The sequence below is a fragment of the Pseudomonas sp. AFG_SD02_1510_Pfu_092 genome, assembly GCF_003331055.1.
Classification (GTDB): domain Bacteria; phylum Pseudomonadota; class Gammaproteobacteria; order Pseudomonadales; family Pseudomonadaceae; genus Aquipseudomonas.
Map to the genome: position 1 here is coordinate 102,690 of NZ_PUQD01000007.1, position 20,722 is coordinate 123,411.

A 20,722-nucleotide genomic window follows, 5' to 3' on the forward strand; every position below is an offset into this window, starting at 1 on the left:
CGTTCATGAGTGGACAAAACATGCATTCAGGCGAGCTCAAGCGGGGCCTGAAGAACCGCCACATCCAGCTGATCGCCCTTGGTGGTGCGATTGGCACCGGTCTGTTCCTCGGCTCTGCCGGCGTGATGAAATCCGCCGGCCCGTCGATGATCCTCGGCTACGCCCTCTGCGGCTTCATCGCCTTCATGATCATGCGCCAGCTCGGCGAAATGATCGTCGAAGAGCCGGTGGCCGGCTCGTTCAGCCATTTCGCCCACACCTACTGGGGTGGTTTCGCCGGCTTCCTGTCGGGCTGGAACTGCTGGGTGCTGTACATCCTGGTGGGCATGTCGGAGCTTTCGGCGGTCGGCAAGTATGTTCACTACTGGTGGCCGGAGATCCCTACCTGGGTCACGGCGGCAGGCTTCTTCGTGCTGATCAACGCCATCAACCTGATGAACGTGAAGTTCTTCGGTGAGGCCGAGTTCTGGTTCGCCATCATCAAGGTGGTGGCCATCGTCAGCATGATCGGCCTGGGCGCCTACCTCCTGACCAGCGGCAGCGGCGGCCCTGAAGCCACCGTGGCCAACCTGTGGTCGCATGGTGGCTTCTTCCCGAACGGTGTCAGCGGGCTGGTGATGGCCCTGGCGTTCATCATGTTCTCCTTCGGTGGCCTGGAAATGCTCGGCTTCACCGCCGCCGAGGCCGACAAGCCGAAGACCGTGATCCCCAAAGCGATCAACCAGGTCATCTACCGCATTCTGATTTTCTATGTCGGTGCCCTGGTGGTGCTGTTGTCGCTGACCCCGTGGGACAACCTGGTCGCCAGCATCGACGCGTCCGGCGGCAGCTATGGCAGCAGCCCGTTCGTGCAGGTGTTCTCGCTGCTGGGCAGTGATGTGGCCGCGCACCTGTTGAACTTCGTGGTGCTGACCGCCGCGCTGTCGGTGTACAACAGCGGCACCTACTGCAACGCCCGCATGCTGCTGGGCATGGCCGAGCAGGGCGATGCCCCGGCGTCGCTGGCCAAGGTCGACAAGCGTGGCGTGCCAGTGCGTTCGATCCTGGCTTCGGCCGCCGTGACCTTCTTCGCCGTGCTGCTCAACTACCTGATGCCGCAGAACGCCCTGGAGCTGCTGATGTCGCTGGTGGTGGCCACCCTGGTGATCAACTGGGCAATGATCAGCTACTCGCACCTGAAGTTCCGCCAGCACCTCGACCGCACCGGCCAGAAGCCGCTGTTCAAGGCGCTGTGGTACCCCTATGGCAACTACATCTGCCTGGCCTTCGTGGTGCTGATCCTTGGCATCATGCTGATGATCCCGGGTATCCAGGTGTCGGTGTATGTGATGCCGCTGTGGCTGTTCGCGATGTTCGTGGTGTACATGGTCAAGCCGCGTCGCCGTAAGGCGCAGGTCGGTGGGGTTGTCGGTAGCGTGGCCAAGTAAGGCGCTACAGGTGATCAGAGAAACCCGAAGCCAGGTGACTGGCTTCGGGTTTTTTGTTGCCTGTGCCGCCCTTTCGCGGGCGCGCCCGCTCCCACAGGTACAGCGCAGCACTCAGGGCCTGTGATGTCCCTGTGGGAGCGGGCGTGCCCGCGAAAGGGCCGGTACAGGCAGCCCAGACTTCAGATCTGTTCGAGCAACCAGCTGCGAAACGCCCGCAACGATGGCAAGGCCTCGTTCCGCGGCGGGTAAATCAGGTAATAACTGCGCTGGCTGGCAAACGCCTCCCCGGGGCTGTACAGCTCGCCCTTGGCCAGTTCTTCCTCCACCAGGATGCGCGGCACCAGGCCGATGCCGATCCCGGCCCGTACCGCCTGGATCAGGTGCGAGGTCAGCTCGAAGCTCGGCCCCAGGCGCATCGCCCGGTGTGCCAGGCCATGGTGGGAGAACCACTCGCCCCAGGCGTGCGGGTTGTTGGCCACGTTCAGCAGCACCTCTTCACTGATCCGCGCCGGGGGCCAGTCCTGGCCATGCGCAGCCGCCTCCGGCGGCAGGATCACCACCAGTTCCTCGGCATGCAGGCGATGGCAGACCAGCCCCGGCAGGTCGTGGCTGGCCACGCCGATGGCGGCATCGATCTCGCTGGTGTCGAAATTGATCGCTTCGATGCGTGAATGAATGTGCACCAGCATGCCCGGGTGCGCGCTGTAGAACGCATGCAGCCGCGGCAGCAGCCATTTCGAGCCGAAGGTGGGCAAGGTGGCCAGGCGCAAGGTGCCGACCCCCGATTGGTAGGCCAGTGCCTGCAAGGTGGCGCTGCGTATGCGCCCCAGCGCCTCGCTGAGCTCGCGCTGATACAGCCGGCCGACATCGGTCAGCTGCACCTGGCGCCCCTCGCGGCGGAACAGGGTCAGGCCCAGCTGCTGCTCCAGCGCCTGCACCTGGCGGCTGACCGCGCTCTGGGTCAGCGACAGCTCGGCGGCGGCGCGGGTGTAGCTTTCATGCCGGGCGGCGGCCTCGAATGCCAGCAGCAGCGACATGGACGGGGTCAGGTGGCGGTAATTCATTCATTAAAGTCATCGATAGCGGCAGGATTATCCGTTTGCCCCGCAAGCGAAACTACAGGAACATTGGCCCATGCGTCATCCCCGCATGGCATCACTCATGCTGGTATGACAGGAATCCCGTGAATTAGCCCATATCAAGAGGCCATCCTTCGATGATCGCCCAGTTGCCGACCGTTGCCCCCGCTGCCACCTACCCCGAATTCCTCGAAGCCCTGCGCAGCAGCGGCTTCCGTGGCCAGATCAGCGCCGACTACGGCACCCGCACCGTGCTCGCCACCGACAACTCGATCTACCAGCGCTTGCCGCAGGCGGCGGTGTTCCCGCTTGACGCCGATGACGTGGCACGGGTCGCCACGCTGATGGCCGAGGCGCGCTTCCGCCAAGTCAAGCTGACCCCGCGCGGCGGTGGCACCGGCACCAACGGCCAGTCGCTGACCGACGGTATCGTGGTCGACCTGTCGCGGCACATGAACCAGGTGCTCGAAATCAACGTCGAGGAGCGTTGGGTGCGGGTGCAGGCCGGTACCGTCAAGGACCAGCTCAACGCCGCGCTGAAGCCGCACGGCCTGTTCTTTGCCCCGGAACTGTCCACCTCCAACCGTGCCACTGTCGGCGGCATGATCAATACCGACGCCAGCGGCCAGGGCAGCTGCACCTACGGCAAGACCCGCGACCACGTGCTGGAACTGCACAGCGTGCTGCTCGGTGGCGAGCGCCTGCACAGCCTGCCGATCGACGAAGCCGCGCTGGAACAGGCCTGTGCCGCGCCCGGCCGGGTCGGCGAGGTGTACCGCATGGCGCGCGAGATCGAGCAAACCCAAGGCGAACTGATCGAGGCCACCTTCCCCAAGCTCAACCGCTGCCTGACCGGTTACGACCTGGCGCACCTGCGCGACGAGCAGGGCCGCTTCAATCTCAACAGCGTGCTGTGCGGTGCCGAAGGGTCATTGGGCTATGTGGTCGAAGCCAAGCTCAACGTGCTGCCGATCCCCAAGTACGCGGTGCTGGTCAACGTCCGTTACAGCAGCTTCATGGATGCCCTGCGTGATGCCAACGCGCTGATGGCGCACAAGCCGCTGTCGATCGAGACGGTCGACTCCAAGGTGCTGATGCTGGCGATGAAGGACATCGTCTGGCACAGCGTCGCCGAATACTTTCCGGCCGACCCCGAGCGCCCGACCCTGGGCATCAACCTGGTGGAGTTCTGCGGGGACGACCCGGCCGAGGTCAACGCCAAGGTGCAGGCGTTCATCCAGCACCTGCAGAGCGACACCAGCGTCGAGCGCCTGGGCCATACCCTGGCCGAGGGCGCCGAAGCGGTGACCCGCGTGTATACCATGCGCAAGCGCTCGGTTGGCCTGCTGGGCAACGTCGAGGGCGAAGTGCGCCCGCAGCCGTTCGTGGAAGACACCGCGGTACCGCCGGAGCAACTGGCCGACTACATCGCCGAATTCCGCGCCTTGCTCGATGGCCATGGCCTGGCCTACGGCATGTTCGGCCATGTCGATGCCGGGGTGCTGCACGTGCGCCCGGCGCTGGACATGAAAGACCCGGCCCAGGCTGCCCTGGTCAAGCCGATTTCCGATGCCGTGGCGGCGCTGACCAAGCGCTACGGCGGCCTGCTGTGGGGTGAACACGGCAAGGGCCTGCGTTCGGAGTACGTGCCGGAATACTTCGGCGAGCTGTACCCGGCGCTGCAGCGCCTGAAGGGCGCCTTCGACCCGCACAACCAGCTCAACCCGGGCAAGATCTGCACCCCGCCAGGCAGCGCCGAGGGCCTGACCCCGGTGGACGGCGTGACCCTGCGCGGTGACCTCGACCGTACCATCGACGAGCGCGTGTGGCAGGATTTCCCTGGCGCCGTGCACTGCAATGGCAATGGCGCCTGCTACAACTACGACCCCAACGACGCCATGTGCCCGTCGTGGAAGGCCACCCGTGAGCGCCAGCATTCGCCCAAGGGCCGTGCCTCGCTGATGCGCGAATGGCTGCGCTTGCAGGGCGACGCGAACATCGATGTGCTGGCCGCCGCGCGCAACCAGGTGTCGTGGCTCAAGGGCCTGCCAGCGCGGCTGCGCAACAACCGCGCGCGCAGCCAGGGCCAGGAAGATTTTTCCCATGAGGTATACGACGCCATGGCCGGCTGCCTGGCGTGCAAGTCGTGCGCCGGGCAGTGCCCGATCAAGGTCAACGTGCCGGACTTCCGCTCGCGCTTCCTCGAGCTGTACCACGGCCGCTACCAGCGCCCGCTGCGTGACTACCTGATCGGCTCGCTGGAGTTCACCATCCCGTACCTGGCCCATGCGCCGGGCCTGTACAACGCGGTGATGGGCTCGAAGTGGGTGAGCCGGTTGCTGGCCGACAAGGTCGGTATGGTCGATAGCCCGCTGATCAGCCGCTTCAACTTCCAGGCCACCCTGACCCGCTGCCGCGTGGGCGTGGCCACGGTGCCGGCCCTGCGCGAACTGACCCCGGCCCAGCGCGAGCGCAGCATCGTGCTGGTGCAGGATGCCTTTACCCGTTACTTCGAGACGCCGTTGCTGTCGGCCTTCATCGACCTGGCGCACCGCCTGGGCCACCGGGTGTTCCTGGCGCCGTACAGTGCCAATGGCAAGCCGCTGCATGTGCAGGGCTTCCTCGGCGCATTCGCCAGGGCGGCGATCCGCAATGCCACCCAGCTCAAGGCGCTGGCCGATTGCGGCGTGCCGCTGGTCGGCCTGGACCCGGCGATGACCCTGGTGTACCGCCAGGAATACCAGAAGGTGCCGGGGCTGGAGGGTTGCCCGCAGGTGCTGCTGCCGCAGGAATGGCTGATGGATGTGCTGCCGGAACAGGCGCCGACCGCGCCGGGCAACTTCCGCCTGATGGCCCATTGCACCGAAAAGACCAACGTACCGGCCAGTACCCGGCAATGGGAGCAGGTGTTCGCGCGTCTGGGGTTGAAGCTGGTGACCGAGGCGACGGGGTGCTGTGGCATGTCCGGTACCTATGGGCACGAGGCGCGCAACCAGGACACCTCGCGGACCATCTTCGAGCAGAGCTGGGCGACCAAGCTGGACAAGCAAGGCGAGCCGTTGGCGACCGGCTATTCGTGCCGCAGCCAGGTCAAGCGTATGACCGAACGGCAGATGCGCCACCCGCTGGAAGTGGTGTTGCAGTACGTCAAGCGCTAGGGCTGATGGCCTCGGGGGCTGCTTCGCAGCCCATCGCGACACAAGGCCGCTCCCACAGGAAGTGTGCGATCTCCTGTGGGAGCGCCCGCGCTTTTAGTGACTACGCTCCCGACGCGCCTGCCGGTACAGATACAGGCTCAACACCAGCCCGCAAGCCGCCGCCCCAGCAGCAAACAGGAACATCGAAGCAAAGCCGAACCCCGCCGCCACCGCGCCCACCAGCGGACCGGTCACGCCCAGCGACAAATCGATGAACAGCGAATACGCCCCCACCGCCGCCCCGCGGTTGGCTGCCGATACCTGGTTCACTGCCTCCACGCCCAAGGCCGGGAACACCAGCGAGAATCCGAACCCGCTCAACGCAGCCCCGGCCAACGCCAGTTCGGCGCTGGGCGCCAGCCACAGCATCAGCAACCCCAAGGTTTCCACCGACAGGCAGGCGATCGCCACGCGAAAACCGCCAAGCCGGTTGATCAGGTTGCCGAACAGCAGCCGCGCACTGATGAAGCTGGCGCCGAACAGGCTCAGGGTCAGTGCGGCATTGGCCCAGCCACGGCTGGCGTAGTACAGCGTGATGAAGGTGGCGATGGTGCCAAAGCCGATCGAGCCCAGGGCCAGCCCGGACCCATGCGGAAACACCTTGCCCAGCACCCGCAGAAACGGCAGGCGTACGCCGCTGACAATCGGTGCCGCCTGCTTGGGCCAGGCCAGCAACAGGCCGAGCGCGCATAGCAAGATGATGCTCACGCCCATGCTCCACAGCCCTAGGCCCTTGACCATCAGCACGCCGAGCGGCGCGCCGACCGCCAGTGCGCCGTAACTGGCGATGCCGTTCCAGGAAATGACTTTGGCGGTATTGGCCGCGCCCACCCGGCCGATGCCCCAGCCGATCGAGCCCGAACCCACCAGGCTTTCCGCGCTGCCCAGCACCAGGCGGCCGAGCAGCAGGCAGGTCAGGCTCAGCCACGGCAGCTGGGTGAGAAAGGCGCAGGCCAGCATGAACACCCCGCTGAGCCCGCAGCCGGCCAGGCCATACATGACGGCCTTCTTGCTGCCGTGGTTGTCGATGATGCGGCTGGCGGTGGGGCGGCTGAGCAGGGTGGCCAGGTATTGGACGCTGATCACCAGGCCGGCGACCACGGCGCTGAAGCCCAGTTCGTTGTGCACATAGCCGGGCAGTACGGCCAGCGGGATGCCGATGTTCAGGTAGCCGATGAAGGTGAACAGGACGATGGAGACGACTTGCAGGGTGACCGCAAGGGGGCGCGGTGAGTCGGGCATGAGGGCCTACGTAGATTCTGGACGGTGTGAAAACGTGATGACGGGGGTAGCCCGCAGGTCAGCCGTTTTCACACAGTCGGGGGATGCGCGGTTATTCCTGGTCAGCGCTGGATTGATCGTCACCATCCTGCTCGACGGCAGTTGCCGGTTCGGCGTGAACGGTCACGGTTGGCTCTTCTGGGTTCAGGCTTGGGAAGGGAAGATTCGGGATTTCATGCATCTCGTCGTTCCTCGCAAGTGTGAGTGAAAAGTCTGCGCCAGGCGCGTTTGGGCTTCGCGAAGCAAGGGCAGGATACACAAGTCTGGATGACAGTTTGGATTTTTTGCCGATCGTTGGTCGGTTTTGCGGGCGAACAGCGGACATTTGGCGGGGGAAAAAATTGGGGCCGCTGTGCGCCCCTTCGCGGGCGCGCCCGCTCCCACAGGGTGCTGCGAAAACCCAGGGTTACGCGGCCTCTGTGGGAGCGGGCAAGCCCGCGAAGGGGCGCGCAGCGGCCCCAATCCTGAAACGATTACTTGCGGCCTTCAGCCGTCTGCGCAACCTTGTCAGTGCGCGCGCACATGATGAAGTCATTGCGGTGCAGGCCTTTGATCGAGTGGCTCCACCAGGTCACGGTGACCTTGCCCCACTCGGTCAGCAGGCCCGGGTGGTGGCCCTCGGCCTCGGCGATTTCGCCCACGGCATTGGTGAACGCCAGGGCATGCTTGAAGTTCTTGAACAGGAATACGCGCTCCAGCTCCATGTGGCCGTCACGTACTTCGATGTTCCAGTCCGGGATTTCCCGAATCAGCTCGGCCAGCTCTTCGTCGGTGACCTTCGGTGCGTCAGCGCGGCAGGCTTCGCAATGGGCTTGGTTCAAGGCATTCATGTGGTGTTTTCCGCTTCGAGTTGTTATCGGCAAGGTCCGCTCAGGCGGCGACCTTGGGTGGAAACTTGGGGGCGTGCAGGCCCAGCTGCATGGCTTTGTGAACCATGCCCATGATGTCTTCGTGGGCCAGGTCGAACAGGCGCTTCATGTTCGGCAGCACGAAATACAGCGGCTGCAGGATGTCGATGCGGTACGGCGTACGCATCGCCTCGACCGGGTCGAAGGCCTGGTGCTCCGGTTCGCCAGACAGACTGTAGACGGTCTCTTTCGGCGACGAGAGGATGCCACCGCCATAAATCTTGCGACCCTGGGCGGTTTCCATCAGGCCGAACTCGATGGTCATCCAGTACAGGCGCGCCAGATACACGCGTTGTTCCTTGGTCGCGGCCAGGCCGAGCTTGCCGTAGGTGTGGGTGAATTCGGCGAACCACGGGTTGGTCAGCAGCGGGCAGTGGCCGAAAATCTCGTGGAAGATGTCGGGCTCTTGCAGGTAGTCCAGCTCTTGCGGGGTGCGGATGAAGGTGGCGACCGGGAAGCGCTTGCTGGCCAGCAGTTCGAAGAAGGTCTGGAAGGGGATCAGCGCCGGCACCCGGGCTACCTGCCAACCGGTGGTGGCGCCCAGCACCTTGTTGATCTCGCCCAGTTGCGGAATACGGTCGTGGGGCAGCTTGAGCTGGTCGATGCCGTCCAGGTATTCCTGGCATGCGCGGCCTTCGATCACCTTCAGCTGACGGGTGATCAGGGTGTTCCATACCGCATGCTCTTGCTGCGGATACTCGATAAAACCATGCGCATCGGGCTCGCGTGCCACGTATTGCGTCTGTTTCATGGGGCTCTCCTGGTGAGGGCTTTTCTTGTTATGTGCAGGACATGCCTAAGGAATATCCCCTCATCGACTGCTTTGCACGGGGGAGGGCCAGGGGTGCGGGCGGCTTTTGCCGCGGATTTCGTAACGATAATTTTACAAAAAGCCGCAGGTGTCGGAAAATCCGAGCCATCTGGCTGATGCTTCGGCGGTTTTTGTCAGCTTATCTTTACGACTTTTGCGCGCGGTGTTGAAAAACATCGGCGCCTCGAGAGCCCTCATGCGTATCAAAGTGCACTGCCAGAACCGCATTGGCATCCTGCGCGACATCCTCAACCTGCTGGTGGAGTACGGCATCAACGTGCTACGCGGCGAGGTGGGCGGTGACCATGGCAACGCCATCTACCTGCACTGCCCGAACCTGATCAATCTGCAATTCCAGGCGCTGCGGCCCAAGTTCGAGGCGATTGCCGGGGTGTTCGGCGTCAAGCGCGTGGGGCTGATGCCCAGCGAGCGGCGGCACATGGAGCTGAACGCGCTGCTGGGGGCGCTGGACTTTCCGGTGTTGTCGATCGACATGGGCGGCAGCATCGTCGCCGCCAACCGTGCCGCGGCGCAGCTGCTGGGGGTGCGCGTCGACGAGGTGCCGGGCATGCCGCTGGCGCGCTATGTGGAAGATTTCGACCTGCCGGAGCTGGTACGGGCCAACAAGTCGCGCATCAACGGCTTGCGCATCAAGGTCAAGGGCGATGTGTTCCTTGCCGATATCGCGCCGCTGCAGTCCGAGCACGACGACAGCGAGGCGCTGGCCGGCGCGGTGCTCACCCTGCACCGTGCCGACCGGATCGGTGAGCGCATCTACAACGTGCGCAAGCAGGAGCTGCGCGGTTTCGACAGCATCTTCCAGAGTTCGCGGGTAATGGCTGCGGTGGTGCGCGAGGCGCGGCGCATGGCGCCGCTGGATGCGCCGTTGCTGATCGAGGGTGAGACCGGCACCGGCAAGGAACTGTTGGCGCGTGCCTGCCACCTGGCCAGCCCGCGCGGCCAGTCGCCGTTGATGGCGCTCAACTGCGCCGGTTTGCCCGAGTCGATGGCCGAGACCGAGCTGTTCGGTTATGGCCCTGGGGCATTCGAAGGGGCACGGGCCGAGGGCAAGCTGGGGCTGCTGGAGCTGACTGCCGGCGGCACGCTGTTTCTCGACGGGGTAGGGGAGATGAGCCCGCGCCTGCAGGTGAAGCTGCTGCGTTTTCTGCAGGATGGCTGCTTCCGCCGGGTCGGCAGCGATGAAGAGGTGTACCTGGATGTGCGGGTAATCTGCGCGACCCAGGTGGATTTGTCGGAGTTGTGCGCCCGTGGCGAATTCCGCCAGGACCTGTATCACCGGCTCAATGTGTTGTCGTTGCACATTCCGCCACTGCGCGAATGCATGGATGGCCTGGAGGGGCTGGTGCAACACTTTCTCGATCAGGCCAGCCGGCAGATTGGTTGTGCCATGCCGCGCCTGGCGCCGGCGGCGATGGACAAACTTGGCCAGTACCATTGGCCGGGCAATGTAAGGCAACTGGAGAACGTGCTGTTCCAGGCGGTTTCGTTATGTGACGGCGGCGTGGTTAAAAGTGAGCATGTTCGTTTGCCGGATTATGGCGTGCGGCAACCGTTGGGGGAGTTTTCGCTGGATGGCGGTCTTTCGCAGATAGTCGGGCGCTTTGAAAAAGCGGTGCTGGAAAGTTTGATGGGGGAATTTCCGAGTAGTCGGGCGCTGGGGAAAAGATTGGGTGTTTCGCATACGACGATTGCCAACAAGTTGCGCGATTATTCGCTGGGCAAGTCGGCGGATTAAGTTCGGCAGTTTAATGGGCTGATGGTTCGGCGCAATATTCTTCGCGGGCTTGCCCGCTCCCACAGGTACTGCGTGACACTTTGCAGATGTGGGAGCGGGCGAGCCCGCGAATGGGGCCCACAGGGCCCCAAAATTCACAAGCTATCAGCCGTTCGAGCAGCCATTCCCCATCACGCGGTATTCAAGAATGTGCTTCTGGCCCTTGGAGTCCTCGTAGGTCATGCGGGCTGGCACCACTTCGCACACATTGGGCACTTCGCTCATGGAGATGACGCGGGCAATGTCCAGGTGCTGCGAGTAACTGTACTGTTCAACCGGAATCTGCTCGGCATCTTTCGCTTCGCCGGCCATTGCCGCGCCGCAAAGACTGCCAAGTACCAATACCAGTAAAGCTTTCATTTTCTATTTACCTGTCTAAGGTCGTGAGGGGGCACGCGGCGCTTATGGCGCCGCGAGTACAACAAGTTTCAACTGTCGGAATAAGTGGCGATCAACGCGTGCCTTCGTGGGGGCTGTTACCAGTGGTTAATCGCCTTGCCGTTGCTGGCGAGGTGAATTTTATGGCTCGGCCCAGGGCTGAAACAGTGGGTGTTTTGATAAAGTGTTTTGACAGAATCTGTAACAATCCTCTTACACGGCCCCCCGATTGCTGTCCGGTCGGGCTGTAAGGCGCATGCCAGAGGGCTTCGCCGGTACGGTCGTACCAAATTACTACCAACGTCGAATGGCTTTTGGCGCTCTGGTACAGTTACAAACGGTTCCATACAAAAACAACTATTACACCGAGGTAACACAGATGAGTGCGGCTCCACTGTATCCCGTTCGTCCCGAGGTTGCGGCCACTACCCTGACCGACGAGGCCACCTACAAGGCCATGTACCAGCAATCGGTGATCAACCCGGACGGCTTCTGGCGCGAGCAGGCCCAGCGCATCGACTGGATCAGGCCGTTCACCAAGGTCAAGCAGACCTCGTTCGACGATCACCATGTCGATATCAAGTGGTTTGCCGATGGCACTCTGAACGTATCCTCCAACTGCCTGGACCGCCACCTCAAAGAGCGCGGCGACCAGCTGGCGATCATCTGGGAGGGCGACGACCCTTCCGAGCACCGCAACATCACCTATCGCGAACTGCACGAGCAGGTCTGCAAATTCGCCAACGCCCTGCGTGGTCAGGACGTGCACCGCGGTGATGTGGTGACCATCTACATGCCGATGATTCCCGAAGCCGTGGTCGCCATGCTGGCCTGTGCCCGTATCGGCGCGATCCACTCGGTGGTGTTCGGCGGCTTCTCGCCCGAGGCGCTTGCCGGCCGTATCATCGACTGCAAGTCCAAGGTGGTGATCACCGCCGACGAAGGCGTGCGCGGCGGCCGCCGTACCCCGCTCAAGGCCAACGTCGACCTCGCCCTGACCAACCCTGAAACCAGCAGCGTGCAGAAGATCATCGTGTGCAAGCGCACCGGTGGCGACATTGCCTGGCACCAGCACCGCGACATCTGGTACGAAGACCTGATGAAAGTGGCCTCCAGCCACTGCGCGCCGAAAGAGATGGGCGCCGAGGAGGCACTGTTCATCCTTTATACCTCCGGCTCCACCGGCAAGCCGAAAGGCGTGCTGCACACCACCGGCGGTTACCTGGTGTACGCCGCGCTGACCCATGAGCGCGTGTTCGACTATCGCCCGGGCGAGGTGTACTGGTGCACCGCCGACGTCGGTTGGGTGACCGGCCACAGCTACATCGTCTACGGCCCGCTGGCCAACGGCGCCACCACCTTGCTGTTCGAGGGCGTGCCGAACTACCCGGACATCACCCGCGTGTCGAAGATCATCGACAAGCACAAGGTCAACATCCTTTACACCGCACCTACCGCCATCCGCGCGATGATGGCCGAAGGGCAGGCTGCGGTTGCCGGCGCCGACGGCTCCAGCCTGCGCCTGCTGGGCTCGGTGGGCGAGCCGATCAACCCCGAAGCCTGGAACTGGTACTACAAGACCGTGGGCAAGGAGCGTTGCCCGATCGTCGACACCTGGTGGCAGACCGAGACCGGCGGCATCCTGATCAGCCCGCTGCCGGGCGCGACCGGCCTCAAGCCGGGGTCGGCGACCCGTCCGTTCTTCGGCGTGGTGCCGGCGCTGGTGGATAACCTGGGCAACCTGATCGAAGGCGCCGCCGAGGGCAACCTGGTGATCCTCGATTCCTGGCCGGGCCAGTCGCGCTCGCTGTTCGGCGACCACGACCGTTTCGTCGACACCTACTTCAAGACCTTCCGTGGCATGTATTTCACCGGTGACGGCGCGCGCCGCGACGAGGACGGCTACTACTGGATCACCGGCCGCGTGGACGATGTGCTCAACGTGTCCGGCCACCGCATGGGCACTGCCGAGATCGAAAGCGCCATGGTCGCGCATGCGAAGGTCGCCGAGGCTGCCGTGGTCGGCGTGCCGCATGACATCAAGGGCCAGGGCATCTATGTCTATGTCACCCTCAATGCCGGCATCGAAGCCAGCGAACAGCTGCGCCTGGAACTGAAAAACTGGGTGCGCAAGGAAATCGGCCCGATCGCCTCGCCGGATGTGATCCAGTGGGCGCCAGGGCTGCCGAAGACCCGTTCGGGCAAGATCATGCGGCGTATCCTGCGCAAGATCGCCACGGGCGAGTACGACGCGCTGGGTGACATCTCTACCCTGGCCGACCCGGGCGTGGTGCAGCACCTGATCGATACCCACAAGGCGATGAGCCTGGCTTCGGCCTGATTGCGAAGCGGGCGAGTGCTGGCGGCTTTGTGCAATCCCTGTGGGAGCGGCTTTAGCCGCGAAGAACCCGGCGCGGTGGATGGCACCGGCGTTGCCGGTGTTCGCGGCTGAAGCCGCTCCCACAGGATAAGGCGTGTGCCTGAGGTCGGTGCTGTATCTGCGAGAAGCCAACAAAAACCCCGCCCGGGCAACCGGCGGGGTTTTTGCTTTACTGTTACCCGACATTCATCGGTAACTGTTCTGTCACCGGCCCTGCACAAGATCGGGGCGTCAGGAAACAATTCCGGCCGGTTTCGGTGCATGCCCGTCGCCATTTTTTGCAATACAGCACGCTACACTTGCCGTCCTACAAGGCTTTGCCAATAATAGGCCCAGGAATTGCTAGGTCTATAGGTTCTATTTCTTGCGCTTTTGCATATTTTGCATTGGCTGTCAACATTGCCCACAGCGGTTTCAGGCGCTTCTGTAAGTAGTTGTCGCTTTGAAGAAATATCGACTACCGGGCTGTCGCTAAAATGCCAATCACTCGCTCGTGGTCTGCGACCTTGGTCGAACCCTGCGCGGCTCGCGTTGTACCCATTCGCATATCGGGCAGTTGTTACCTGCCTTGTATTGCCCCGTACCGATGGAGTTACCTGATGAAGAAGCTCGCACTGCTTGGCGCCCTGGCGCTTTCCGTGTTTTCCCTGGTGTCGCAGGCCGATGAAAAACCGCTGAAAATCGGCATCGAAGCCGCCTACCCACCCTTCGCCTTCAAGCAACCTGACGGCAGCATCGCCGGTTTCGACTACGACATCGGCAACGCCCTGTGCGAAGAGATGAAAACCAAGTGCACCTGGGTCGAGCAGGAGTTCGACGGCCTGATCCCGGCGCTGAAAGTGCGCAAGATCGACGCCATCCTGTCGTCCATGTCGATCACTGACGACCGCAAAAAATCGGTCGACTTCACCAAGCGCTATTACCTGACCCCGGCGCGCCTGGTCATGAAGGAAGGCACCACCGTCAGCGAAAGCCTGGATGAACTGAAAGGCAAGAAGATCGGCGTGCAGCGCGGCTCGATCCATGACCGCTTCGCCAAGGAAGTGCTGGGCGCCAAAGGTGCCACCGTGGTTCCTTACGGCACCCAGAACGAAATCTACCTGGACGTGGCAGCCGGTCGCCTCGACGGCACCGTGGCTGACGCCACCCTGCTCGAGGACGGCTTCCTCAAGACCGACGCCGGCAAGGGCTTCGCGTTCGTAGGCCCGGCCTTCACCGACGCCAAGTACTTCGGCGACGGCATCGGCATTGCCGTGCGCAAGGGTGACAAGGCCAACGTCGAGCGCATCAACGCGGCCATCGACGCCATCCGCGCCAATGGCAAATACAAAGAAATCGAGAAGAAGTACTTCAACTTCGATATCTACGGTCCAGACTCGAACTAAGACGTCGGGTTTCACCTGTGCAATGGTGCAAACAGCAGAGGCTCTGAGGTTTGCACCATTTTTCTATCCCTAGGTCGAGGACCTCATCATGTTGAAAGGCTACGGGGCAGTCATCCTCGACGGGGCGTGGCTGACGCTGCAGCTCGCCCTGTCGTCGATGGCCCTGGCCATCGTGCTCGGCCTGATCGGTGTGGCGCTGCGCTTGTCGCCAGTGCGCTGGTTGGCCTGGCTGGGCGATCTGTACTCCACGGTGATCCGTGGCATTCCGGACCTGGTCCTGATCCTGCTGATCTTCTACGGCGGGCAAGACATCATCAACCGGGTGGCGCCGCTGCTCGGCTACGAAGACTACATCGACCTGAACCCGCTGGTGGCCGGTATCGGTACCCTGGGCTTCATCTTTGGTGCCTACCTGTCGGAAACCTTCCGTGGTGCCTTCCTGGGGATTCCCAAGGGGCAGGCCGAGGCCGGGGTTGCCTACGGCATGAGCAACCGCCAGGTGTTCTTCCGCATCCAGGTGCCGCAAATGATTCGCCTGGCGATCCCGGGCTTCACCAACAACTGGCTGGTGCTGACCAAGGCTACCGCGCTGATTTCGGTGGTCGGTCTGCAGGACATGATGTTCAAGGCCAAGCAGGCGGCCGACGCCACCCGCGAACCTTTCACCTTCTTCCTGGCGGTGGCGGCCTTGTACCTGGTGCTGACCAGCGTCTCGCTGCTGGCGCTGAAGTATCTCGAGCGCCGCTACTCGGTGGGCGTCAAGGTGGCTGAACTATGATCTTCGACTACAACGTCGTCTGGGAGGCATTGCCGATGTATTTCGGCGGCCTGCTGACCACCCTCAAGCTGCTGGCGATTTCGCTGTTCTTCGGTTTGCTGGCGGCCGTTCCGCTGGGGCTGATGCGGGTTTCCAAGCAGCCGGCAGTCAACCTGGTTGCCTGGCTCTACACCTACGTGATCCGCGGCACACCCATGCTGGTGCAGCTGTTCCTGATCTACTACGGCCTGGCGCAGTTCGAGGCGGTGCGCGAAAGCGTGTTGTGGCCGCTGCTGTCCAGCGCCACCTTCTGCGCGTGCCTGGCGTTCGGTATCAACACCAGCGCCTACACCGCCGAGATCATCGCCGGCAGCCTCAAGGCCACGCCGCATGGCGAGATCGAGGCGGCCAAGGCCATGGGCATGTCGCGCATGAAGATGTACCGGCGCATCCTGCTGCCGTCGGCCTTGCGCCGGGCGCTGCCGCAGTACAGCAACGAAGTGATCATGATGTTGCAGACCACCAGCCTGGCGTCGATCGTCACCCTGATCGACATCACCGGTGCCGCACGTACGGTCAATGCCCAGTACTACCTGCCTTTCGAGGCCTACATCACGGCGGGCGTGTTCTACCTGTGCCTGACCTTCATCCTGGTGCGCCTGTTCAAGATGGCCGAACGCCGCTGGCTCGGCTACCTGGCGCCGCGCAAGCACTGACCGCTTTGTGAGAATCGACAGCATGTACAAACTCGAAGTCCAAGACCTGCACAAGCGCTACGGCAGCCATGAAGTGCTCAAGGGCGTGTCCCTGTCGGCCAAGGCAGGCGATGTCATCAGCATCATCGGCTCCAGTGGTTCGGGCAAGTCGACCTTCCTGCGCTGCATCAACCTGCTGGAGCAGCCGCACGCCGGCAAGATCCTGCTCAACAACGAAGAGCTCAAGCTGGTACCGGGCCGCGACGGCGCGCTGAAGGCCGCCGACCCGCGCCAGTTGCAGCGCATGCGTTCGCGCCTGTCGATGGTGTTCCAGCACTTCAACCTGTGGTCGCACATGACCGCGCTGGAAAACATCATCGAAGCGCCGGTGCACGTGCTGGGCGTGAACCGCAAGGAGGCCCTGGAAAAGGCCGAGCACTACCTGGCCAAGGTGGGTGTCGCGCACCGCAAGGATGCCTTCCCGGGGCATATGTCCGGTGGTGAGCAGCAGCGTGTGGCGATTGCCCGGGCGCTGGCGATGGAGCCGGAGGTGATGCTGTTCGACGAACCTACCTCGGCGCTGGACCCGGAGCTGGTGGGCGATGTGCTCAAGGTGATGCAGGCGCTGGCCCAGGAAGGCCGCACCATGGTGGTGGTGACCCACGAAATGGGCTTTGCCCGCGAGGTGTCCAACCAGCTGGTGTTCCTGCACAAAGGCCTGGTGGAAGAAACCGGCTGCCCGCGCGAAGTGCTGGCCAACCCACAGTCGGAGCGCCTGAAGCAGTTCCTCTCCGGCAGCCTGAAGTAAAAGCTGCTTTTTTGCACCAGAATAGGGCATGCTGCGCGGCGAGCGCAGCCTGACCCGGCGCACAGACACGAACGACCTCAGGTTTCGGACCGCACCCTATGACCACCCAGCGAATCGGTTTTCTCATCTGGCCCAGCACCAGGCCTTTGACCCTGGCGCTGGCCGAGGAAGTGTTGCAGGTGGCGCAGCGGGTGCACCCGGAGGTGCTCTACGAGCTGCTTTTCCTGCAGGCCGAGCCGGCGCCGGAAGGTGGCTGGCGCCTGCCGGGCGAGCCATGGAACGGCCGCCTGGACGGCTGCCACAAGCTGTTTCTGCTGGCGGACGAGCCGCCGCTGGCAATGGGGGCGGCGTTGTCGGCGGCGCTCAAGCAGCAGGCGCGCGCCGGCTGCACCATCGGCGGCCTGTCGGCGGGGGTCTACCCGTTGGCCATGCTGGGCCTGCTGGAGGGATATCGGGCGGCGGTGCACTGGCGCTGGCAGGATGATTTTGCCGAGCGCTTCCCCAAGGTCATCGCCACCAGCCACCTGTTCGACTGGGACCGCGATCGCCTGACCGCCTGTGGCGGCATGGCCGTGACCGACCTGCTGCTGGCGGTGCTGGCCCGTGACCACGGCGCAGAGCTGGCGGGCGCGGTGTCGGAGGAACTGGTGGTCGAGCGCATTCGCGAGGGTGGCGAGCGCCAGCGTATTCCGCTGCAGAACCGCCTGGGTTCGAGCCATCCCAAGCTGACCCAGGCGGTGCTGCTGATGGAAGCGAACATCGAAGAGCCGCTGACCACCGACGAAATCGCCCAGCATGTCTGTGTCTCGCGCCGGCAGCTGGAGCGTATCTTCAAGCAGTACCTGAGCCGCGTGCCGAGCCAGTATTACCTGGAGTTGCGGCTGAACAAGGCGCGGCAGATGCTGATGCAGACCAGCAAGTCGATCATCCAGATCGGGCTGTCCTGTGGCTTCTCCTCGGGGCCGCATTTCTCCAGTGCCTATCGCAACTTCTTTGGCGCCACGCCGCGCGAGGACCGCAACCAGCGGCGTAACAGCAGCCCGTTCGAACTGAGCTCGGCGCCTGCCGAAAAAGGCTGATGCTCGTTCTTCCGTATCGGCCTCTTCGCGGGTAAACCCGCTCCCACAGGTTCTGCACAATCTTCCGGTTCTGTGGTGTTCCTGTGGGAGCGGGTTTACCCGCGAAGAGGCCCGTACAGGCGCCATCCATTCTTATGTGAACACCCGTTCACCCAGCCCCCTCTCTCCCGTACACTGCGCGATTGCGACAGTGTTTGTCGCATTGCCGAAAGCCTTGTCAAAACTGGGTTTTGCGCTGTAACAAGTTGTCGCTTGGCCGCAAGGACAGGCGCCGATCAGTCCTTACAATCCCCCCATCGCTCGCCACTTCCAGGCCAGCGTTCCTCTTCAGGAGACTCAGATGTCCGTTGAGCAAGCCCCGGTGCAACGTGCCGATTTCGACCAGGTCATGGTTCCCAACTATTCTCCGGCGGCCTTCATTCCTGTGCGAGGCGAGGGTTCCCGAGTATGGGACCAGTCGGGTCGCGAGCTGATCGACTTTGCCGGTGGCATCGCGGTCAACGCCCTGGGCCACTGCCACCCGGCACTGGTCAAGGCCCTGACCGAGCAGGCCAACACCCTCTGGCACGTATCCAACGTGTTCACCAACGAACCGGCCCTGCGCCTGGCTCACAAGCTGGTGGACGCCACTTTTGCCGACCGTGCGTTCTTCTGCAACTCCGGTGCCGAGTCCAACGAGGCCGCCTTCAAGCTGGCCCGTCGCGTCGCTCATGACCGCTTCGGCCCGGACAAGCACGAAATCATCGCCACCGTGAACAGCTTCCACGGCCGTACCCTGTTCACCGTCAGCGTCGGTGGCCAGCCGAAGTATTCCGACGGCTTCGGGCCGAAGATCACCGGCATCAGCCACGTGCCCTACAACGACCTGGAAGCGTTGAAAGCACAGATTTCCGACAAGACCTGCGCCGTGGTGATCGAACCGATCCAGGGCGAGAGTGGTGTGGTGCCGGCCGACAAGGCCTACCTGGAAGGCGCGCGCAAGCTGTGTGACGAGCACAACGCCCTGCTGATCTTCGACGAAGTGCAGACCGGCGTGGGCCGTACCGGTTCGCTGTATGCCTATCAGCACTACGGCGTCACCCCGGACATCCTGACCAGCGCCAAGAGCCTGGGCGGCGGCTTCCCGATCGGCGCCATGCTGACCACCACCGAGCTGGCCAAGCACCTGGCCGTCGGCACCCACGGCACCACCTACGGCGGCAACCCGCTGGGCTGCGCCGTCGCCTGCGCCGTGCTGGATGTGGTCAACACCCCGCAGACCCTGGCCGGCATCAAGGCCAAGCATGAGCGTTTCAAGGTGCGCCTGGAGCAGATCGGCCAGCAGTACAACCTGTTCAGCCAGGTACGTGGCGTTGGCCTGCTGCTGGGCTGCGTGCTGACCGAGGCCTGGAAGGGCAAGGCCAAGGACGTGCTCAACGCCGCCGAAAAGCAAGGCGTGATGGTGCTGCAGGCCGGCCCGGACGTGGTCCGCTTCGCGCCAAGCCTGGTGGTTGAAGACAGCGACATCGACGAAGGCCTGGACCGCTTCGAGCGCGCCGTGGCCACCCTGACCCAAGGCTGACTCGCCTGCGGTCCCTTCGCCGGCCCCGGCCATGTCCGAGCCGGGCCGGCGATACTCGATTCCCGTGCAAATGCCTGTGCATTTGCCGCTTTTCCGTGCCGCCGTGAACGGCCCGTATTCCAAAGGAGTGACACCATGCTGGTGATGCGCCCCGCGCAAATGGCTGATCTGAACGAAGTGCAGCGCATGGCTGCAGACAGCCCCATTGGTGTCACCTCGCTGCCGGACGACACCGCTCGCCTGGGCGACAAGATCGCCGCTTCCGAAACTTCCTTCGCCGCCGAGGTCAGCTTCAACGGTGAAGAAAGCTACTTCTTCGTGCTCGAGGACAGCGAGACCGGCAAGCTGGCCGGTTGCTCGGCCATCGTCGCGTCGGCCGGCTATTCCGAGCCGTTCTACAGCTTTCGTAACGAGACCTTCGTGCACGCCTCGCGCGAGCTGAAGATCCACAACAAGATCCACGTGCTGTCGCTGTGCCACGACCTGACCGGCAACAGCCTGCTGACCAGCTTCTATGTGCTGCCCGAGCTGGTCAACAGCGGCTGGGCCGAGCTCAATTCGCGTGGCCGCCTGCTGTTCATGGCCGCGCACCCGGAGCGTTTCGCCGACTCGGTGGTGACCGAGATCGTCGGCTACAGCGACGAGCAAGGTGAATCGCCGTTCTGGGATGCCATCGGCCGCAACTTCTTCGACCTCAACTACGCCCACGCCGAGCGGCTGTGCGGCCTGAAGAGCCGCACCTTCCTCGCCGAACTGATGCCGCACTACCCGATCTACGTGCCGCTGCTGCCGGACCTGGCGCAGGAAGCCATGGGCCAGGTGCACCCGCGGGCGCAGATCACCTTCGACATCCTCATGCGCGAAGGCTTCGAGACCGAGCATTACATCGACATCTTCGACGGCGGCCCGACCCTGCATGCGCGCACCTCGGGCATCCGCTCGATCGCCCAGAGCCGGGTGGCACCGGTGAAGGTCGAGGACGCGCCGGTCAAGGGTGGGCGCCCGTACCTGGTGTGCAACGGCCAGTTGCAGGACTACCGCGCGGTGCTGCTGGAGCTGGACTGGGTACCGGGCAAACCGGTCAGCCTGAGCACGGCAGCGGCCGATGCGCTGGGCCTGGGCGAGGGCGCCAGCGTGCGCCTGGTCGCGGTCTGAAGCCTGGCAACAGGCGTTTGCGGATT

At 63.5% G+C, this 20,722-nt stretch carries 17 protein-coding genes; 11 read left to right on the plus strand and 6 right to left on the minus strand.

Translation table 11 applies throughout. The annotated features are described in order from the left end of the window. Positions 1 to 5: 5 nt before the first annotated feature. Positions 6 to 1,427 (plus strand): amino acid permease, encoded by a 1,422-nt coding sequence (locus C6A77_RS05385; protein ID WP_161959647.1) that lies wholly within the window; start codon positions 6 to 8, stop codon positions 1,425 to 1,427. Positions 1,428 to 1,606: 179 nt separating this feature from the next. On the opposite strand, the gene C6A77_RS05395 is transcribed toward C6A77_RS05385, so the two are convergent. Further along, on the minus strand, positions 1,607 to 2,491 hold the full coding sequence (locus C6A77_RS05395) for a LysR substrate-binding domain-containing protein (RefSeq protein WP_114168357.1): 885 nt from the start codon (positions 2,489 to 2,491) through the stop codon (positions 1,607 to 1,609). Between the two features lie 152 nt (positions 2,492 to 2,643). Between C6A77_RS05395 and C6A77_RS05400 the strand changes: the two genes are divergently transcribed. After that, positions 2,644 to 5,664 carry an FAD-binding and (Fe-S)-binding domain-containing protein gene (locus tag C6A77_RS05400; protein WP_114168358.1) on the plus strand — a complete coding sequence of 1,007 codons (3,021 nt, stop codon included), beginning with the start codon at positions 2,644 to 2,646 and terminating at the stop codon, positions 5,662 to 5,664. Between the two features lie 93 nt (positions 5,665 to 5,757). Here the strand turns inward: C6A77_RS05400 and C6A77_RS05405 are convergent, their stop codons facing one another. From C6A77_RS05405 to phhA, 4 genes are all read right to left on the minus strand, one after another. Continuing rightward, positions 5,758 to 6,945: an MFS transporter gene (locus C6A77_RS05405; RefSeq protein ID WP_114168359.1), complete on the minus strand. Its 1,188-nt coding sequence runs from the start codon at positions 6,943 to 6,945 to the stop codon at positions 5,758 to 5,760. A 91-nt stretch (positions 6,946 to 7,036) separates the two neighbouring features. Beyond that, a complete protein-coding gene (locus C6A77_RS26085) occupies positions 7,037 to 7,165 on the minus strand; it encodes a hypothetical protein (RefSeq protein WP_256202935.1) in 129 nt (42 codons plus the stop codon). A gap of 292 nt (positions 7,166 to 7,457) precedes the next feature. Continuing rightward, positions 7,458 to 7,814, minus strand: a complete 357-nt coding sequence (locus C6A77_RS05410; protein ID WP_114168360.1) for a 4a-hydroxytetrahydrobiopterin dehydratase — start codon at positions 7,812 to 7,814, stop codon at positions 7,458 to 7,460. Between the two features lie 40 nt (positions 7,815 to 7,854). Continuing rightward, positions 7,855 to 8,643 carry a phenylalanine 4-monooxygenase gene (phhA, locus tag C6A77_RS05415; RefSeq protein WP_114168361.1) on the minus strand — a complete coding sequence of 263 codons (789 nt, stop codon included), beginning with the start codon at positions 8,641 to 8,643 and terminating at the stop codon, positions 7,855 to 7,857. Positions 8,644 to 8,899: 256 nt separating this feature from the next. Between phhA and C6A77_RS05425 the strand changes: the two genes are divergently transcribed. After that, positions 8,900 to 10,459 carry a sigma-54-dependent transcriptional regulator gene (locus C6A77_RS05425; RefSeq protein ID WP_114168362.1) on the plus strand — a complete coding sequence of 520 codons (1,560 nt, stop codon included), beginning with the start codon at positions 8,900 to 8,902 and terminating at the stop codon, positions 10,457 to 10,459. A gap of 144 nt (positions 10,460 to 10,603) precedes the next feature. On the opposite strand, the gene C6A77_RS05430 is transcribed toward C6A77_RS05425, so the two are convergent. Continuing rightward, on the minus strand, positions 10,604 to 10,858 hold the full coding sequence (locus C6A77_RS05430) for a DUF2790 domain-containing protein (RefSeq protein ID WP_003260110.1): 255 nt from the start codon (positions 10,856 to 10,858) through the stop codon (positions 10,604 to 10,606). A 397-nt stretch (positions 10,859 to 11,255) separates the two neighbouring features. Here C6A77_RS05430 and acs point away from each other — a divergent pair, with 397 nt between their 5' ends. The 8 genes from acs to aruF all read left to right on the plus strand — a co-directional run bounded on the left by acs (position 11,256) and on the right by aruF (position 20,696). Then, a complete protein-coding gene (gene acs, locus C6A77_RS05435; protein WP_114168363.1) occupies positions 11,256 to 13,217 on the plus strand; it encodes an acetate--CoA ligase in 1,962 nt (653 codons plus the stop codon). A gap of 638 nt (positions 13,218 to 13,855) precedes the next feature. Next, positions 13,856 to 14,641: an ABC transporter substrate-binding protein gene (locus tag C6A77_RS05440; protein WP_114168364.1), complete on the plus strand. Its 786-nt coding sequence runs from the start codon at positions 13,856 to 13,858 to the stop codon at positions 14,639 to 14,641. A gap of 88 nt (positions 14,642 to 14,729) precedes the next feature. Further along, positions 14,730 to 15,419 (plus strand): ABC transporter permease, encoded by a 690-nt coding sequence (locus C6A77_RS05445; RefSeq protein WP_016488497.1) that lies wholly within the window; start codon positions 14,730 to 14,732, stop codon positions 15,417 to 15,419. After that, on the plus strand, positions 15,416 to 16,114 hold the full coding sequence (locus tag C6A77_RS05450; protein ID WP_114168365.1) for an ABC transporter permease: 699 nt from the start codon (positions 15,416 to 15,418) through the stop codon (positions 16,112 to 16,114). Before C6A77_RS05445 ends, C6A77_RS05450 begins: the two co-directional genes overlap by 4 nt. A gap of 22 nt (positions 16,115 to 16,136) precedes the next feature. Next, positions 16,137 to 16,901 (plus strand): ABC transporter ATP-binding protein, encoded by a 765-nt coding sequence (locus tag C6A77_RS05455; protein WP_114168366.1) that lies wholly within the window; start codon positions 16,137 to 16,139, stop codon positions 16,899 to 16,901. Between the two features lie 98 nt (positions 16,902 to 16,999). Then, positions 17,000 to 17,980: a transcriptional regulator ArgR gene (gene argR / locus C6A77_RS05460; protein ID WP_114168367.1), complete on the plus strand. Its 981-nt coding sequence runs from the start codon at positions 17,000 to 17,002 to the stop codon at positions 17,978 to 17,980. Positions 17,981 to 18,320: 340 nt separating this feature from the next. Next, complete coding sequence (locus tag C6A77_RS05465; protein ID WP_114168368.1) at positions 18,321 to 19,541, plus strand: aspartate aminotransferase family protein; 1,221 nt, start codon at positions 18,321 to 18,323, stop codon at positions 19,539 to 19,541. 135 nt (positions 19,542 to 19,676) lie between these two features. Then, on the plus strand, positions 19,677 to 20,696 hold the full coding sequence (gene aruF, locus C6A77_RS05470; protein WP_114168369.1) for an arginine/ornithine succinyltransferase subunit alpha: 1,020 nt from the start codon (positions 19,677 to 19,679) through the stop codon (positions 20,694 to 20,696). Positions 20,697 to 20,722 lie beyond the last annotated feature (26 nt).